The 17,431-nt window shown below is 63.5% G+C and carries 14 protein-coding genes and 1 tRNA gene; 9 read left to right on the top strand and 6 right to left on the bottom strand.

The annotated features are described in order from the left end of the window. Positions 1–3: 3 nt before the first annotated feature. Positions 4–1,683 (bottom strand): AMP-binding protein, encoded by a 1,680-nt coding sequence (locus EWM63_RS07670; protein WP_130185992.1) that lies wholly within the window; start codon positions 1,681–1,683, stop codon positions 4–6. Between the two features lie 214 nt (positions 1,684–1,897). On the opposite strand from EWM63_RS07670, the gene EWM63_RS07665 reads away from it, so the two are divergent. The 4 genes from EWM63_RS07665 to EWM63_RS07650 all read left to right on the top strand — a co-directional run bounded on the left by EWM63_RS07665 (position 1,898) and on the right by EWM63_RS07650 (position 8,291). Beyond that, on the top strand, positions 1,898–3,190 hold the full coding sequence (locus tag EWM63_RS07665) for an MFS transporter (RefSeq protein ID WP_130185991.1): 1,293 nt from the start codon (positions 1,898–1,900) through the stop codon (positions 3,188–3,190). Between the two features lie 230 nt (positions 3,191–3,420). Beyond that, positions 3,421–5,283, top strand: coding sequence for an ABC transporter ATP-binding protein/permease (locus EWM63_RS07660; protein WP_130185990.1), 1,863 nt, complete (start codon positions 3,421–3,423; stop codon positions 5,281–5,283). Between the two features lie 368 nt (positions 5,284–5,651). Continuing rightward, positions 5,652–7,181, top strand: coding sequence for a ComEC/Rec2 family competence protein (locus EWM63_RS07655; RefSeq protein WP_130185989.1), 1,530 nt, complete (start codon positions 5,652–5,654; stop codon positions 7,179–7,181). Positions 7,182–7,235: 54 nt separating this feature from the next. Continuing rightward, complete coding sequence (locus tag EWM63_RS07650) at positions 7,236–8,291, top strand: DUF2278 family protein (RefSeq protein ID WP_130185988.1); 1,056 nt, start codon at positions 7,236–7,238, stop codon at positions 8,289–8,291. 200 nt (positions 8,292–8,491) lie between these two features. Here EWM63_RS07650 and EWM63_RS07645 read toward each other — a convergent pair. After that, a tRNA-Pro gene (locus EWM63_RS07645) sits at positions 8,492–8,568 on the bottom strand. Between the two features lie 142 nt (positions 8,569–8,710). Here EWM63_RS07645 and arsC point away from each other — a divergent pair. After that, entirely contained in the window at positions 8,711–9,058 is a 348-nt protein-coding gene (arsC, locus tag EWM63_RS07640) for an arsenate reductase (glutaredoxin) (RefSeq protein ID WP_130185987.1), read from the top strand. Between the two features lie 48 nt (positions 9,059–9,106). Here arsC and EWM63_RS07635 read toward each other — a convergent pair whose 3' ends face one another. From EWM63_RS07635 to ispB, 4 genes are all read right to left on the bottom strand, one after another. After that, complete coding sequence (locus EWM63_RS07635; RefSeq protein WP_229487797.1) at positions 9,107–10,327, bottom strand: BT3233 family polysaccharide utilization protein; 1,221 nt, start codon at positions 10,325–10,327, stop codon at positions 9,107–9,109. Between the two features lie 10 nt (positions 10,328–10,337). Continuing rightward, positions 10,338–11,741, bottom strand: coding sequence for a glycoside hydrolase family 88/105 protein (locus EWM63_RS07630; RefSeq protein WP_130185985.1), 1,404 nt, complete (start codon positions 11,739–11,741; stop codon positions 10,338–10,340). A gap of 222 nt (positions 11,742–11,963) precedes the next feature. After that, complete coding sequence (locus EWM63_RS07625) at positions 11,964–12,659, bottom strand: FadR/GntR family transcriptional regulator (protein WP_130185984.1); 696 nt, start codon at positions 12,657–12,659, stop codon at positions 11,964–11,966. 178 nt (positions 12,660–12,837) lie between these two features. Further along, on the bottom strand, positions 12,838–13,821 hold the full coding sequence (ispB, locus tag EWM63_RS07620) for an octaprenyl diphosphate synthase (RefSeq protein WP_130185983.1): 984 nt from the start codon (positions 13,819–13,821) through the stop codon (positions 12,838–12,840). 220 nt (positions 13,822–14,041) lie between these two features. Here ispB and rplU point away from each other — a divergent pair, with 220 nt between their 5' ends. The 4 genes from rplU (at position 14,042) to proB (ending at position 17,183) form a co-directional block, all read left to right on the top strand. Then, positions 14,042–14,353 (top strand): 50S ribosomal protein L21, encoded by a 312-nt coding sequence (gene rplU, locus EWM63_RS07615; RefSeq protein ID WP_130185982.1) that lies wholly within the window; start codon positions 14,042–14,044, stop codon positions 14,351–14,353. Positions 14,354–14,392: 39 nt separating this feature from the next. Next, positions 14,393–14,656: a 50S ribosomal protein L27 gene (rpmA, locus tag EWM63_RS07610; RefSeq protein ID WP_130185981.1), complete on the top strand. Its 264-nt coding sequence runs from the start codon at positions 14,393–14,395 to the stop codon at positions 14,654–14,656. 89 nt (positions 14,657–14,745) lie between these two features. Next, positions 14,746–15,855, top strand: coding sequence for a GTPase ObgE (gene obgE / locus EWM63_RS07605; protein ID WP_130185980.1), 1,110 nt, complete (start codon positions 14,746–14,748; stop codon positions 15,853–15,855). A gap of 194 nt (positions 15,856–16,049) precedes the next feature. After that, on the top strand, positions 16,050–17,183 hold the full coding sequence (gene proB / locus EWM63_RS07600; protein ID WP_130185979.1) for a glutamate 5-kinase: 1,134 nt from the start codon (positions 16,050–16,052) through the stop codon (positions 17,181–17,183). The last annotated feature ends 248 nt before the right edge of the window (positions 17,184–17,431 follow it).

Here is a 17,431-nt window from a genome sequence, read left to right as displayed (position 1 = left end):
ACTCTATCCGCTCAGGCCGAGGTCGGTGCTCACCTGTTGGCGCAGCACGTATTTCTGGATCTTGCCGGTGACCGTCATCGGAAAGGCGCTGACGAAGCGCACATAGCGCGGCACCTTGTAGTGCGCGATCTGGCCCTTGCAGAATTCGCGGATCTCGTCTTCGTCCGCCACCGCGCCGGGGCGCAGCACGATGCAGGCGCACAGTTCCTCGCCGTACTTCGGGTCCGGCACGCCCACGCACTGCACGTCGAGCACCTTGGGGTGCCGGTACAGGAACTCCTCGATTTCGCGGGGGTAGATGTTCTCGCCGCCGCGGATCACCATGTCCTTGGCGCGGCCGACGATGGCCGCGAATCCCTGTTCGTCGATAACCGCCAGGTCGCCCGTGTGCATCCAGCGCGAGGAGTCGATGGCTTCGCGGGTCTTTTCCTCGTCGCCCCAGTAGCCGAGCATGACGGAGTAGCCGCGCGTGAGCAGCTCGCCCTTCACGCCGCGCGGCACGATGCGGCCTTGCGCATCGACGATCTTGACTTCCAGGTGCGGATGCACGCGGCCGATCGTGGACACGCGCAGCGCGACCGGGTCGTCCACCGAACTCTGGAAGCTGACCGGCGACGTTTCCGTCATACCGTAGGCGATGGTGATCTCGGACAGGTGCATGCGCTCGATGACGCGGCCCATGACTTCTGCGGGGCAGGGCGAACCGGCCATGATGCCGGTGCGCAGCGTCGACAGGTCGTACCGGCCGAAATCGGGGTGATCGAGAAGGCTGATGAACATGGTTGGCACGCCATGCAGGCCGGTGCAGCGCTCCGCCTGCACCGTCTCCAGCACCGCCTTCGGTTCAAAGCCTTCTCCCGGAAACACCATGGTGGCGCCGTGCGTCACGCACGCCAGGTTGCCGAGCACCATGCCGAAGCAGTGGTAGAGCGGCACGGGAATGCACAGCCGGTCGCGGTGGGTAAGCTTCATCGCCTCGCCGACGAAGAAGCCGTTGTTCAGGATGTTGTGGTGCGTGAGCGTTGCACCTTTCGGCGAGCCGGTCGTGCCTGAGGTGAACTGGATGTTGACGGGATCGTCGAACTGCAGTGCGGCCTCGATGGCCGCGAGGGCTTCGTGCCGCGCTGCGTCGGGCGGGGCGAGCAGTGTGTCGAAGTTGCGCATGCCGGGCGTTTCGCCGTCGCCAAGCCTGACCACGTGCCGCAGGTGCGGCAGCCTTGCCGAATGCAGCCTGCCGGGGGCGCTCGTGCGCAGCTCGGGAATGACTTCATTGGCGATCGCGAGATAGTCGCTCGACTTGAACGCGGGGGCGAGGATCAGTGCCGCGCATTGCACCTTCTCGAGCACGTATTCGAGTTCGGTGCGCCGGTAGGCGGGGTTGATATTCACCATGACCAGGCCGGCGCGCGCCGTGGCGAACTGCACGAGCACCCACTCGGCGCAGTTCTGCGACCAGATGCCGACACGGTCGCCGGGCTGCAGGCCCAGGCCGAGCAGGCCGGCGGCGAGGTTCGTCACGCGCGCATCGAGTTCGGCATAAGTCCAGCGCACGCGCTGGTGCGGCACGACGAGTGCCTCGTTGTCGCCATGGCGCGCGGCCACGCCGGCCAGGAAGGTTCCGATCGTTTCGCCGATCAACGGCACGTCGTGCGCGCCGTGTACATAGCTCAGGCTTGGGTGCATGTTGTCTCCATGTCGTTGTGGTCTGTGCTGGCCGAAGCATTGTAATGCCCGCGATGCGCCAGCCGCCGCCCCGGACAGTGGCCACCGATTGTTGATCCATGCACTGCCCGGTGCACTATACTCGCCGTCATTTTCTCCGTTGTTTTTCCTTTTATTCTCACCTTTTTGAGCAGCCGGCCTGCTGCCACGGGCACTGCGCAGGCTGCACCGAACCATGCCCAATCACCTGGCCTCCGCCACCATCCCGCCCCGCATCCGCCGCAGCCAGGCCATCTCGCTCGTGCTGCTGGTGGTCTGCGGTGTCATCAATTACCTGGACCGCGCCACGCTGGCCGTGGCCAACGAATACATCCGCGCCGACCTCGGCCTGTCGCTCGGCGAGATGGGCGTGCTGCTGTCGGCGTTCTCGTGGAGCTATGCGCTGTGCCAGCTGCCGGTGGGGGCGCTGGTCGACAAGGTGGGGCCGCGCTGGCTCCTCGGCAGCGGCTTGGTGGTGTGGTCGCTTGCCCAGGCCGCGGGCGGGCTGGCGTCGACCTTCGGCTGGTTCCTGCTCGTGCGGATCGCGCTGGGCATCGGCGAAGCCCCGCAATTTCCCGCAGCCGCGCGCGTCGTCACCAACTGGTTCCCGGCCCGTTCGCGCGGCACGCCCACCGGCATCTTCAATTCGGCCTCGCCGCTGGGCGTGGCACTGGCCCCCCTGTGCCTGCCGCCGCTGATCGCCGCCACGAGCTGGCACTGGGCGTTCTTCGTGACCGGTGCACTGGGCATCGTGGCGGCGGTCGTGTGGATCGGTGTCTACCGTGATCCGGTGCACGCCGAACTGACCGCCGCCGAGCGCGAGTACCTCGAAGTCGATGCTGCCGGCAAGGCCGCGCCGGCAGCCGGCTTCGCCGCGTGGCGGGCACTGTTCCGCTACCGGTCCACGTGGGGCATGATGCTGGGCTTCTTCGGCTCGGTCTACCTGAACTGGGTTTTCCTGACGTGGCTGCCGGGCTACCTGCGCACCGAGCGGCACATGGACCTGGCCTATGCGGGCATCGCGGCCTCGATCCCGTTCCTGTGCGGCTTTGCCGGCGCGCTGGTGGCCGGCTGGGCTTCCGACCGCGTGGCCCGGGCGTCGACATCGAAGGTGGCCGGCCGCCGCAACGCGGTCGTGGTGGCCACGCTGGGCATGGTGGCCTTCACGATCCCGGCGGCGCTGGCCGAGAGCAACGTGGTGGCCGTTGCCTGCATCTCCATGGTGATCTTCCTCGCCAACGCTTCGTCAGCGTGCGCCTGGTCGCTCGCCACGGTGGTGGCGCCGCCCAGCGGCGTGGGCTCGCTAGGCGCATTGCAGAATTTCGGCGGGTTCCTGGGCGGCGCGCTGGCGCCCTTGCTGACCGGCTATATCGCGCAGACGTGGTCGTTCGTGCCGGCGCTGCTCACAGGAGCCGCCATCGCCTTCCTTGGCGCCATGTCATACCTGTTCCTGGTGGTGCGGCCGATTCCGGAGCACGACGAGACTTAAGCAGGCCCTGGCGAAGGCGACTGACAGACGGGCAGGGAGCGCTCCGTTGGTCCTTGCGCGCCCTGGAATATTGATAGCGCCATCATCCTAGCCGGGCTGTCTTTTTCCTATGGAAATATTGTCGTGCGTTATGTCCGTTTCCGCACTGAACAGTTCCATTCCAGGCGGTAGGCTACAGCTATGGTCCAGGCAGCACGTCCGCACCTGGCCGCTAACTGGAAGCACCGAAAATGAGCACGCCAACCTCGAAGAAGATCAACGCCGCGACCGACGACACGCCGGCCCCAAAAAAACGACAGCGCGCCGCACCTTTGTCGATCGAAGCATGGAGACAGTTTCTCAGCGTGGCAAAGCCCTACTGGCAGGAAGACCAGAAAAAGCAGGCCTGGCTGCTGCTCGTGCTGCTGATCGTGCTGATGCTGGTGGAGACCCAGCTGGCCGTCATGCTGAACGACCAGGCCGGCGAGATGACGTCGGCGCTGGCCGCCAGGAGCGGCGACCGCTTCTGGGATTCGGTGCGGACCTGCCTCATCATCCTGGCGTTTGCGATTCCGATCTATGCCTTCTATTACTACATGCGCGATCTCTTCGCGAACCAGTGGCGGCGCTGGCTCACGGGCCGTTTCCTCGATGGCTACCTGAAGCGCCGGAAATACTATGCGCTGCAGTCGGATGGCGAGATCGATAACCCCGACCAGCGCATCAGTGAAGACATCAACACGTTCACCGGACGGTCGACCCACTTCCTGCTGATCTTCCTGGGTTCGATCATGCAGCTGGTGGCGTTCAGTGCCGTGCTGTGGTCGATCTCCCATGTGCTGGTGGGCGTGCTGGCGGTGTATGCGCTGGTGGGCACCGGTATCGCCCTCTACATCTTCGGCACGCCGCTGATCCACCTGAATTTCTGGCAGCTGCGGCGCGAGGCGGATTTCCGTTTCAGCCTGATGCGCCTGCGCGAGAATGCCGAATCGATCGCCTTCTATCGTGGCGAGGCGCAGGAGCGGGCGCACATCAACAGCAAGTTCGAGAAGGTGATCCACAACTTCGCCCGGCTGATCAAGAAACAGCGCAACCTCAACTTCTTCCAGCGCACGTTCAACCAGCTCACCCTAGTGCTGCCGTTCGTGATCCTGGCCGACGGCGTGCTGTCGGGCGAACTGGAAGTGGGGCGCGCGATCCAGGCGGCGGGCGCCTTCACCGCCGTGCTCACCGCGGTGGGCATCATCGTCGACAACTTCGAGAGCCTGAGCCGCTTCGTGGCGGGGATCGGCCGCCTGCAGGCACTGTCCAACCTCGTGCTGCCGGGCGCGGCGCCCACGGCCGATGCCGATGCCGACAGCAAGCACCCGCGCATCGAAAAGCGCGAGGGCAAGCATCTGTCGCTGGAAGCGCTCACGCTGCATCCGCCCCAATCCGAACGGGTGCTGATCAAGGAACTGTCACTGGCGCTGAAGCCCGGCGACGCCTTGCTCATCACCGGTGACAGCGGCTGCGGCAAGAGTTCGCTGCTGCGCGCGATCGCCGGCCTGTGGGACACGGGCAGCGGCACGATCCACCATCCGCCGATGGAGGATTTCTTCTTCCTGCCCCAGCAGCCCTACCTGCAGCACGGGTCGCTGCGCAGCCAGCTCATTTACCCGAGCGCCCACGCCGACCTGACCGACGAGGAACTGCTGGACATCCTGCAGCAGGTGCACCTGCCGCACCTGGCCGACCGCGTCGGCGGACTCGATGCCGTGCAGGACTGGGCCAAGCTGCTGTCCGTTGGCGAACAGCAGCGCCTGGCCTTCGGCCGCGTGCTGGTGCATGGCCCGAGCATCGTCATCCTCGACGAGGCGACCAGTGCGCTGGACTGCGGCAACGAAGCGTCGCTGTATGGTCGCCTGCGCGAGAGCGGGACGACGCTGATCAGCATTGCGCACCGGCCTGCCGTGCTGCGGCACCATACGCACGTGCTGCATCTGATGGGGGATGGCTGCTGGGAGGTGCTTGCGGCGGGGGAGTACCGGTTCGATGAGGCGGCCGTGGCATCGCCTAGTGGTGGGGCAGAGGTGCCGGCGACGCCGGTGCTGAAAGTGGCGGCGGTGCGGTAGGGGTCACGGAACCGGGGCCACAAAGCAAACAGCAGACCGATGGTCTGCTGTTTGTATGTTTTCAGACTAGTCGTAGAAGATCACTTTTGTTGAATCGGTCTTCGAGCCCGACGGAAAGCCGGCGATCAACTCGTCGAGCACGACTCTAGCGCGGAACAAGGCCATGCTGCGACGAGGACATGATCGCACGAAACTAACAAGTAATGATTCCTGCTTCAAGTCGCGCGTGTCGTTGCGAGGGCGGTTAACTCTCGAGTGTATTGACACAACAGCTTCTCATAAACTTGGTTACTCATCCCTCTACTAGTTGACTAATGGTTACAACTGCGCGAGCATCTGCGTTATGACAATTGACGCATGGAGGAGCGATGGTGGCCAAGTCTGTTATCAATATCGATCTTGCCGATGTTTTTGCTAGTATCGACCGGGAAAAATATTTGCACACCCTGGCCTGGGGCGACGAGGTCGATGTTCTGGAGGCAACTGACAGCTATTTACGGATCGCCACCGTGCGCTATGAGAACAGGGCCGATGGCAGTATCCTGCCGATCGCGACCGAGGCGTATATCTGCCCGCGCATAGTCGGGATCAAACCGGCCGATATCATTGTTCCGGCCGGTGCCAACCGTGTGCTTAAGGTCGACTTCGTCGATGTACAGCAGGGCGATGGCGCGGTCATCGAGTCTCCCGATGGCAAGATCATCCTGGTGGACGGCGGCGACAATCAGCTGTTCGCCAGATACCTCGCAGCGCGTTTTCGTGGTACCAGCGCGGACAATCCCCAGGAAATCGACTGTATCGTCGTCACGCACGGCGATGCCGACCACTTTTCGGGGCTCACCGAAATCCACGAATCGGAAAACAACCAGGAAGCGCGCAAGCGGCTGTTCATCGCTCCGAAGCGAATATTCCATAACGGGATCGTGAAGCGACCGGGCAAGGACGCCAGCGGCAAACGGGTCGCTGATGCCAACCTGCTCGGCCCGATCGAAAAGGTGGGAGCGGAGACGGTGCTGGTCGGACTGGTCGACAACCTCCTCGATGTGCCCGATCACGAAATGAACCGTCCGTTTCGCCAATGGAAAAACGCCTTGGCGACCTGGAATGAGCGCAGCGCGGTTGAAATGCGGCGCATCGCGGCCGGTGATCACGACGCCTTCGATTTCTTCACCAGCACCGACCTGAAAATCTCCGTGCTCGGGCCGCTGCCGATGCAGCGTGCAGGGATCACCGGATTGAAGTTTTTGGGCAAGCCGCCCAGGGACCCAGCTTCTCGCAGCGCGGTGCTCGACGCGAACGACAAGCCCTTCACAGGTCTCTCGGCATCGCACACCATCAATGGCCATTCGATCGTGTTTCGCCTGCAGTATGGTGCCATGAATTTCCTCTTTACCGGCGACCTCAACGAGGAAGCCAGTCGTGAGCTGGCCCGCCAGCATGAGGCCGGCGAGATTACCTTGCGTTCCGAAATCCTTAAGGTGCCGCATCACGGTTCGGCGGACTTTTCCAACGCGTTCCTGCGCATGGTGGCGCCAATCGTCAGCATTGTGTCCAGCGGCGACGAATCGGCAAGCAAGGAATACATCCATCCCCGCGCTACCCTGGTGGGCGCGCTGGGCCGGCACTCGCGGAGCGATGAACCGCTGATCTTCGTGACCGAGCTGATCGCCTTCTTCAAGCGCGAAGGCTGGGCGCAGCTTGCGGACAAGGGCCAGGCTGCGGAGCGCGGCGAGTTTTATGCCTTCAGCCGTACCGCTTACGGTATGGTCCGGACCCGCACGGATGGCAAGCGCTTGCTGGTCTTTACCAACAGCGGCAAGGCAAACATGAAGGAGGCATATTGTTTTTCGTTGGATAACGAAGGCGTGCCGGTACCGGCGGCCGTGATACGTGCATGAGGCTGCGGCAGGTTCCAGTCAGCAGGAGACTTTAATCAACTATAAGGATTGGTCATGAAGAACTATGGGGTGTTGAAAGGAAGAGCCATTGAATATGCGCGCGACGAAGATGACGACCCGCATTCGGAACTGCTGATGGACGTGAATGGCGAAAAATTCCGCATTGCCATCAACGTACGCTCGAGCCGGGGGCCGGTCCACAACAGGCTAGTCGAATACCTGATCCTGCACGACGTCCAGCATCCGGTGGTCGACCATGCGCGCGAGTTGCCGATCGGCTGGAATAATCTGAAAGATGGCGTACAGGATGATGCCGCGCTCGACTACATTCGCAGCAATATCTTCCGTGCGACCGATATGAAGCCGCTGACGCATTTTGCGAGTGGTCCGAACAACGATCTGTTCGAGCACATTGAAGACCTGTTGCAGCGCGCGATCGACGACGAGAATGCGCTCGTGTATGCGTTCGGGGAGCGCTGGGGCCCTGAAAAAAGTGACGAAGATAAATACTTCGGCTTCTTGCCCGGCAATGGAGTGCATCTGATTCATATGAACCAGGGCGGCTCCGGCGATAGCCACGGGACCTACCGGGACGGCGCCCTGGTATTCGATTTCGCTGGTTCCGGCACGGCGTCGGCGCTGTTCCTCAAATTCCAGAATCAAATATGGCATACCCAGGAAAGCGATGCCGCGCCGATCACGGGTGCGCCGACGGTCCCAGCGATACCAATTCCGCAAGCCGGTGATGCGTACCCATGGGACGTAGTAGCCGAGGATTCGCCGTATCACCTCGCCCGCATCATTGCGGCAATGGTCAATCCGAAAGTGAGTGAACCCGGCAGCGAGACAGTCACGATCCTGAATATTTCGGATCAGACGTTGGATCTGGCAGGGTGGCAGATCCTCGACCAGCGTGACGACGTCGACCGGATTTCGGGAGTGATCGAACCCGGCCACGCTGCTGTCATACGGCTCACCGGGGAAGGTGCGCGCTTGTCCAACAAAGGCGGCACGATCACGTTGCTCGATGCAAATGGCCTGAAAGTGGATGGCGTTGCCTACACCAAGGATGTCGCGCAAATCGCTGGCAAGCCTGTGGTCTTCTCCTGACCCTCGCAGGCAGCTGTTGATATCCGGGCGGTCGGCAGGCAGGGAGGCTTGCCGTCGCCCGTAACAGCGTATCCGGGCCAGCCATCGCAGCCCCAGATCGTAGGCCATTGCCGGGCTGCGACGGGTTCGATTTCTGCTTGATTGTTGTGCACAACGTAAAAGAGCCACATCAGCCAAGTGCTGATGTGACTCTGAATTCTTGGTCGGGGTGAGAGGATTCGAACCTCCGGCCTCTACGTCCCGAACGTAGCGCTCTACCGGGCTAAGCTACACCCCGACTGGTGAGGCATTATTAGACCAGATTTCGAGGATTCTGGCAACTATCTCTACAGTAATTTTTCGCTGGCGCCATGCCGGCGGGCCTTTGCGCGACTGGTTCCGTTATGATCCCGCCTCGTCAACATGAGCGAGGATTTTCCATGGCCGTCACCATCTACCACAACAACGCCTGCAGCAATTCGCGCGGTGCGCTGGCGCTGATCCGCGAAGCGGGCATCGAGCCCGTGATCGTCGACTACCTGAAGACTCCGCCCACGCGCGCCGAGGTGGCGGACATCATCGCCCGTGCGGGTCTGGCGCCGCGCGGCGCGATGCGCGACAAGGGGGAATTGTACGAACAGCTGAACCTTGCCGATCCGGCATTGACGGACGACCAGCTGCTGGACGCGATGAGCGCGCATCCGGCGCTGATCAACCGGCCGTTCGTGGTGACGGAGAAGGGTGTGCGGCTGTGCCGGCCACCCGCCATCGTGCACGAGATCCTGTAAAGAAAAGGGCCGGCATGATGCCGGCCCTTTTCGGTGACCTGCCTGCGCTCAGGGCTGCGTCTGCAGTCCGACCTTCACGGGATGCGCGGCGCGCTTCGCGAAGTCGGCCACGTAAGACTGCCACTGCGCTGCGGTGGTGATCTCCTTCGCGCCGCTCCAGGCACCGCCCGCGTAATAGCGCAGCGGCTCGCCCGATTTCACCTGCGCCAGCACGAGGTTGTTCAACGCATCGTCGGTGAAGTCCTGCGCGCCCGGCAGGATCACGGCGGTGCCGAACGCGCCCTTGCTGCGCTGTTCGATCCATTGCAGCAGCGTGCCGGTCGCCTTGTCGCGCTTGACGTCGACCACGCCATTCTCGCCCTTGTCCGTCGGCGTCTTGTTCAGGCCCACGGCCACCGTCAGCGTGGCCGGGCCCTTGAACTCGAACGTGCTGTCGATGCGGTCCAGCTGGTGGCCCGCATCCACGGTGAAGCGCTTCACTTCGGTGACGGGTGTGCCGGCCGCGTCCCAGCTGTCGTAGCGCAGCTCGAAGATCGAGCGGATCGGGCCATTGGCCAGCACCTTCCAGCCGGCGTAGTTGGCCGATACATGCAGCGCCTTGCCATCCCACACGCCGGTGCCGCCGGCACCGCGCGACTTGCCGACGTTGTAGAAGTCCATGCCTTCGCCTTCGTCCTTGTGGTAATGGTCATGGCCCTTGTTGTACCAGCGATCGACGATCGGATACGGCACGCGCTTGAACCACAGGTCCAGGCCCGACGTCTGCAGCACTTCCTTGCCGCTGCCCGGCGCCGCCGGCGCCATCAGCGCGGGGCCGTAGGTGCGGTGCGCGAGCTTGTCGTTTTCCCAGCCGAAGTCGTCGAGGCGTTCCTGGATGTAGCGCGCCGTGGTCTGCTGTGGGAAGACCGGCGCGATCGCGTCGGACTTTTCCACGGTATAGGTGGCGCTCTTCTCGCCGGCCTTGAAGCTGTGCTGGAAAATCAGTTCACCGTAGGCGGCGCCCACGTTCTGCGGATCCTTGGCCTGCGGGGCCACGTTCGTGACCTGGAACGGCACCGCCTTCCCGCCCGCATCCTTGACCACGATGCGCTGGATCAGCGCGCCGGGCAGGGCGGCGTTCACCTCTTTCCATGGCACCGTCACCGTTTCGGATGGGCGGGCGCTGTCCAGGTCATGCGACAGCGTCACGCGCAGGGTGGCCGCGCTGCTTGCGCTGGCTGCCAGCAGCAGGGCGGAGAGAGTTGCCAGTCGGGAGGGAAAGCGGGTCATCGTCATCCTTTCATTGGTGTTCGCGGTAGTCGGTCTTGCCGCCATCCTTCGGCTGGTAATGATAGGTGCGCAGCTTGTACTCGACGCTCACGTTCGGGTTCTTGAGCAGTTTGATCATTTCCGCGCCGGCCAGCAGCACCGGGCCGTAGCCGTGCAGCGCGTGCACGCTGACGGGGCGGTTGTAGTAGTAGATCTGGTCCGATGCGAGGGTGGTGCCCACGCACGTGCCTTCGACCTGGCCCTTGTCGTTGATCTTCGTGGTCAGGCCCACCCAGCCGGCCTGCGCGATCGAGCCATACGTGGTGGGGCTGATCCAGCCCTGGTTGATCGCATGGGCGATCACGTAGGTGAACATGGCCGACGCGGACGTTTCCAGGTACGAGTCGTTACGGTCGATCATCTGGTGCCACAGGCCGGTGCCGGACTGCAGTTCGGCGATGCCCTTGATGGCGCTCCTCAGCTGGTTCAGCACCTTGTCGTAGCCGGGATGGTCCTTCGGCAGCACGTCGAGCAGGTCGCTCATCGCCAGCACCGCCCAGCCGTTCGCACGGGCCCAGTAGAAGCGCGGCGAATTCGGCACGTGCTCGTGCCAGCCGTGCGTGAAGATGTTCAGCTGCGGGTTGTACAGGCGCTCGGACATGCCCAGCACGTTGGCCACCGCCAGGTCGAAGTACTTGCGATCTCCCGTCATGCGGCCTGCTTCAGCCAGCGCGGGAATGCTCATGTACATGTCGTCGCCCCACAGCGAGACGGCCTGTGGGCGCTTGCGGGCCATCGTGCCGTCGGCCAGGCGGAACTGCTTGTTCGCCACCCAGTCGTTGCAGCTGTCGATCATCCATTTCAGGTCGGGGCCGATTTTCGCGGCCTTCGCGCGCATCAGCGCGGCGCACATGGAGCCGGTGTCGTCCAGCGAGCGGGGATCGATGAAGCGTGCGAAGCTGTTCTGGCGCTCCAGGTGGAACTTGGCTTCCTGCGCGCGGAAGTAGGGCAGTGTCTGGCCGAAGAAGTCGAAGTGGCGCTTCGTCATCGCGGTGAAGTTCTTGTCGCCCGTGGCCTCGGCCGCGCGCAGCAGGCCGGCGTGCACCACGCCCATCTCGTAGACCATGATGCCGTAGTCGCCCGCCGCCTCGGCAAACGCCGCATCGGCCACCGGCGTCTTGAAGTCGGTGATCGGCGCCCCGGTCTTCTTGTTGACCACGCGGGTCGGCGTGGCGTGGTCCATGTAGGCGCGGATGCGGTTCAGCTGTTCCGTGATCTCGGCCACGACCGGCATCTTGTAGGGAACCGGATACGTGCCTTCGGATACATCCTTCAGGTTCTTGTTGTCCGGGTTGCGGAAGGGGCCTTCGGCATGGGCGGTGCCTAGCAGCGTGCAGCAGGCCAGGGCGGCCAGCAGTTTGGTCGAGTTCTTCACCTTGTCTCCGTCAGGGTTGGCGTGGCTTTTTGGTCAGGCCATTCTAGATTGGTCTGGCCAGTTAAGCAAGGTGGGCGACCACAATGACAGCCGAGCCCGTGTCCACCCTGGGGTCAACCCCAAAAACGGACACGAGCTCGAGTGCAAATATGGTCGAGCTCGTGTCCACTTTCAGGCCTGGCCCCATGGTGGACACGGGCTCGGCAGTGGGAGGAGGGGGGATCAGCCGCGCGAGAAGGTGCGCGTGACGCGCTCGAGGTGGGCGCGCATGGCGTGCCGGGCGCCGGCGGGGTCGTGGGCGGCGATGGCTTCGAGGATCTTGCGATGGTCCGGCAGGGTCTGCAGGCGCAGTTCCTCGGTCTGGTAGTGCTCCTTGAGCTTGTGCCACAGCGAGCCGCGGTTGTTCCACAGGTATTCGACCACGCCGACCAGCGCCGTGTTGCCGGTGGCGCGGGCGATCGCGAGGTGGAAGTTGCGGTCGGCCAGTTCGTTGCTGGCGCGGTCCTCGTGGTGGCGCTCCATCTGTTCGACGGCTTTCAGGATCGCGTCGACGGCGGCGCCGGTGGCGGCCTTGGCGGCGATGGCGGCGATCTCGGATTCGATCATGCGGCGCGCGGCCAGCACTTCGAACGGGCCGGGGCCCGTTTCCGGCACGTCCGCCGGCAGCGGCTGTTCGCACACATAGACGCCGGAGCCGCCGCGCACTTCGACCACGCCGCCCAGTTCCAGCGCAATCAACGCCTCGCGCAGCGAGGCGCGGCTGACGGAGAGCCTGGCGGCCAGCTCGCGTTCGGCGGGCAGCCGTTCGCCAGGGCCGATCTTGTCGTCCTGGATCATCTGCTGCACGCGCTCGGCCACGACGCGGTACAGCCGCGGTTCAGCGGCAGGGGTCTCGCCGTTTGCGGAATTCTTTTTCATGGGTGGATGTCCTCTGTGGGAACGCCGATTATAGTTGTGTTCCAGCCAATGCGGGCAGCGGCCCGCGGCTTTCCGGGATGCGAGTGGAAACGATCACCATCTTGCGTGGCGCGCCCGCGTGGCGGGCAGGCCGGCGCGTATCAGCGGGGATGGGGCAGCGGGAAGGTGTCAGCGTAAGTCAGTGCGTCCGGTCGACCGCGAAACGGGCCAGCTGCAGCAGCGATTCCTTGTGGCGGCCTTCCGGCATGTTGGCCAGCGCGGCGGTGGCGCGGTCGGCCTGCGCGACGGCGGCGCGGCGCGTGTAGTCGAGTGCCCCGCTGGACGTGATCGCGGCCAGCACGGCGTCGAAATGCTGTTCGTCGCCCGTCTCGATGCACGAGCGCACCAGCTGGCGCTGTTCCTCGGAGCCATGTTCCATCAGGTAGATCAGCGGCAGCGTGGGCTTGCCTTCGCGCAGGTCGTCGCCGACGTTCTTGCCGATTTCGGCGGCATCGCCCGCGTAATCCAGCACATCGTCGATCAGCTGGAACGCGGTGCCCAGCGAGCGCCCGTATTCGCCGGCCGCGGCGATCTGGTCGTCGCTCGCGCCGGCCACCAGGGCGCCCAGCTCGGCGGCCGCCTCGAACAGCTTGGCCGTCTTCGAGCGGATCACCTTCAGGTAGCTTTCCTCGGAAACGTCCGGGTCGTGCATGTTCAACAGCTGCAGAACTTCGCCTTCGGCGATCACGTTGGTGGCATCCGACAGGATCTGCATCACCCGCATATTGTCCAGGGAAACCATCATCTGGAACGAGCGCGAGTACAGGAAGTCGCCCACCAGCACCGACGCGGCATTGCCGAACAGCGCATTGGCCGTGGCGCGGCCGCGGCGCAGCGACGATTCGTCGACCACGTCGTCATGCAGCAGCGTTGCGGTATGGATGAACTCGACCACCGCCGCCAGTTCGTGATGCGCGGCGCCTTCATATCTGTAGGCGTTCGCCACCAGCAGGACCAGGACCGGGCGAATGCGCTTGCCGCCGGCGCTGATGATGTATTCAGCGATCTGGTTGACCAGTGCCACCTCGGAATGCAGTCGCTGGCGGATCACGCCGTTGACGGCGTCCATGTCGGCCGCGATGGTGCTGATGATGTGATTCTGGCTGGTTGGTTGGGTGGACAAGGCGAGCCTGCTTCGGTCGGGTTTGAAGTGCCGCGATTATACGACATGCACGCTGCACGTTGCCGACATACCACGAGCGCTTGGCTTTGTGAATACTTTTTGACGTCTATTTGCCTTGCATGTATAATCGTTGGTTCTCTGAGCTCCGCCCACGTCATTGCGCTGTCGACGCGGGTGTCGAGACAGGGAATTTTCTTAACATTTGATGAGGTTTCAAATCATGTACGCGGTCATAAAAACCGGTGGCAAGCAATACAAAGTTGTCGCTGGCGAAAAACTCAAAGTAGAACAGATACCTGCTGACATTGGTTCCGAACTCACCATCGATCAAGTCCTCGCCGTTGGCGCGGGCGACAGCATCAAGTTTGGTGCTCCACTGGTTGAAGGTGCAACGGTTCTCGTGAAAGTGGTTTCCCAGGGTCGTCACGACAAGGTGAAGATCTTCAAGATGCGCCGTCGTAAGCACTACCAGAAGCACCAGGGCCATCGTCAGAACTACACCGAAATCCAAATCGTTTCGATCAACGGCTAATCGCTGTTATCTGAATCAGTCTCAATCAAGGAGCATTAAATGGCACACAAAAAAGGTGGCGGTACTACCCGCAACGGCCGCGATTCCGAATCAAAGCGCCTGGGCGTTAAGGTTTACGGCGGTCAAACGATCAATGCCGGCGGCATCATCATCCGCCAGCGTGGCACCCCGGTTCGCGCCGGCGAAGGCGTGGGCACCGGCAAGGACCACACCCTGTTCGCACTGGTCGACGGCGTGGTCAAGTTCGTGACCAAGGGCGCTGGCAGCAACAAGTTCGTCACCGTCGTTCCGGCTGCTCAGTAATCCGGACAGTACAGTGACCTAAGGCGCAAGCCTTTCGAAACTAAAGGCTCTGCCCACGGTGGAGCCTTTTTCATTTTCAGGCGGTAATCATGAAGTTCATCGACGAAGCACGTATCGAAGTCATCGCTGGCGACGGCGGAAACGGCTGCGCCTCTTTCCTGCGCGAGAAATTCCGTCCGTTCGGCGGCCCCGATGGCGGCGACGGCGGCAAGGGTGGATCCATCTGGGCCGTGGCCGATCGTAACGTCAACACGCTCGTCGACTACCGCTATTCCAAGATGCACCGGGCTTCCAATGGCGAACCGGGCCGCGGCTCGGATTGCTACGGCAAGGGCGCGGACGACATCACGCTGCGCATGCCGGTCGGCACGCTGATCATCGACGACGTGAGCGGCGAGATCCTCGCCGACATGACCGAACATGGCCAGGTCGAACTGCTCGCCAAGGGTGGCGAGGGCGGCTGGGGCAACATCCACTTCAAGACGTCGACGAACCGCGCGCCGCGCCAGAAGACGGAAGGCAAGGAAGGCGAACGCCGCCAGTTGCGCCTGGAACTGAAAGTGCTGGCGGACGTGGGCCTGCTGGGCATGCCGAACGCCGGCAAGTCGACGTTCATCACGGCCGTGTCGAACGCGCGCCCGAAGATCGCCGACTACCCGTTCACCACCCTGCACCCCAACCTGGGCGTGGTGCGCGTGTCGCATGAAAAATCGTTCGTCATCGCCGACATTCCCGGCCTGATCGAAGGCGCCGCCGAAGGTGCCGGCCTGGGCCACCAGTTCCTGCGCCACCTGTCGCGCACGGGCCTGCTGCTGCACATCGTCGACATCGCGCCGTTCGAGGCGACGGTGGACCCGGTGAAGGAAGCCAAGGCGCTCGTCAAGGAACTGCAGAAATACGATGAAGCGCTGGTCGACAAGCCGCGCTGGCTCGTGCTGAACAAGCTCGACGTGGTGCCGGAAGCGGAGCGCGCCAAGCGCGTGAAGGACTTCGTGAAGAAGTTCGGCTTCAAGGGCCCCGTGTTCGAGATTTCCGCGCTGTCGCGCGACGGCACGCAGGAACTCGTGACGGCGATCTACCAGTACCTGGAAGAGAAGCGCCATGGCGAGCAGCGCGCCGAGGAAACGCAGATGACGGAAGAAGCACGCGGTATCTCGTCGATCGATCCCGACGATCCCCGCTTCAAGGTTCTCGACTGAACCGAATTAACAAAAGGCCCGCTTAGCGGGCCTTTTCCTTATCTTCTTCGGTAGGGAGCGCCGTTACCGGTTAAAATTCTTCCAACTGTTACCTGGCCGGGCAGCCATCCGCGCACCGGCCGGCGTCAGCGGCAAAGCGGGGCGACCGGCCCGGCGACACATCAGATCAATTCCGAAAAGAGATTTGCCGCGCCATGAATTCCAGCGTCACCACATCGATCATCCAGAAAGCCGGCCGCATCATCGTCAAGGTTGGCTCGTCGCTCGTCACCAACGATGGCCGCGGCCTCGACCAGGCTGCCATCGCGCGCTGGGCCGCCCAGATCGCCGCGCTGCGCTCGTTGGGCAAGCAGGTCGTGCTGGTCAGCTCCGGCGCGATCGCCGAAGGCATGCTGCGCCTGGGGTTCGAGCACCGGCCCACCGACGTCCACGAACTGCAGGCCTGCGCCGCCGTGGGCCAGATGGGCCTCGCGCAAATCTATGAAACGAGCTTCCGCGCGCACGGCATCGGCACCGCGCAGGTGCTGCTGACGCACGCCGACCTGGCCGACCGCGAACGCTACCTGAACGCGCGCTCCACGCTGACCACCCTGCTGTCGCTGGGCGTGGTCCCGATCATCAACGAGAACGACACGGTGGTCACGGACGAGATCAAGTTCGGCGACAACGATACCCTGGGCGCGCTCGTCGCCAACCTGATCGAAGCCGATGCGCTGATCATCCTGACCGACCAGCGCGGCCTGTTCTCGGCTGACCCGCGCAAGGACCCGGCGGCCTTCCTGATCACCAACGGCATCGCCGGCGATCCGCAACTGGAAACGATGGCCGGTGGCGCGGGCTCGAGCCTGGGCCGCGGCGGCATGCTGACAAAGATCCTGGCCGCGAAACGTGCCGCCAAGTCCGGCGCGCACACGGTGATCGCGTTCGGCCGCGAGGAGGGCGTGCTGACGCGCCTGGCCGCGGGCGAAGCGATCGGCACCGAGCTGCAGGCACAGACCGGCCACCTCACTGCGCGTAAGCAGTGGATGGCCGATCACCTGCACACACTGGGGCAGGTCGTCATCGACGGGGGCGCCGTGGAAAAGGTGTCGCGCGAAGGCAAGTCGCTGCTGCCGATCGGCGTGCTCGAAGTGCGCGGCGAGTTCGGCCGCGGCGCCGTCATCACCTGCATCACCGAGAAGGGCGTGCCGGTCGCCCGCGGTATCACCAACTACACGAGCGGCGAAGCGCGGCGCATCCTGCGCAAACCGTCGGCGGAGATCGAAGCGATCCTCGGCTTCGTCGAAGGGCGCGAGTTGATTCATCGGGATAACCTGGTGCTGCTTTAAAAGCCCGCGGCGGTTGTGGTCTGGTGTCTGACACTGTTTTCTGGGTGCTGCTTCCAGAAAACAGTGTCAGACACCGGTTTTCCCATGCCGTAGCGATTGTCCAGCGAACACCGGTGTCGGACACCTTTCCGGATGAAGCGCCCGGAAAAGTGTCCGACACCAGGCACGACGCGGGTCCGACACCCTAGTCGAGGATTCGCTGGCAGTATTCAACCCAACGGCAGAGGCTGGGGTCAGACCCGCCGGGT

It is taken from the genome of Pseudoduganella lutea (genome assembly GCF_004209755.1).
In the GTDB taxonomy this organism is placed as follows: Bacteria; Pseudomonadota; Gammaproteobacteria; order Burkholderiales; family Burkholderiaceae_D; genus Rugamonas; species Rugamonas lutea.
Note: the sequence above shows the minus strand (reverse complement) of the source record. Positions and strands in the feature narration are given on the sequence as shown.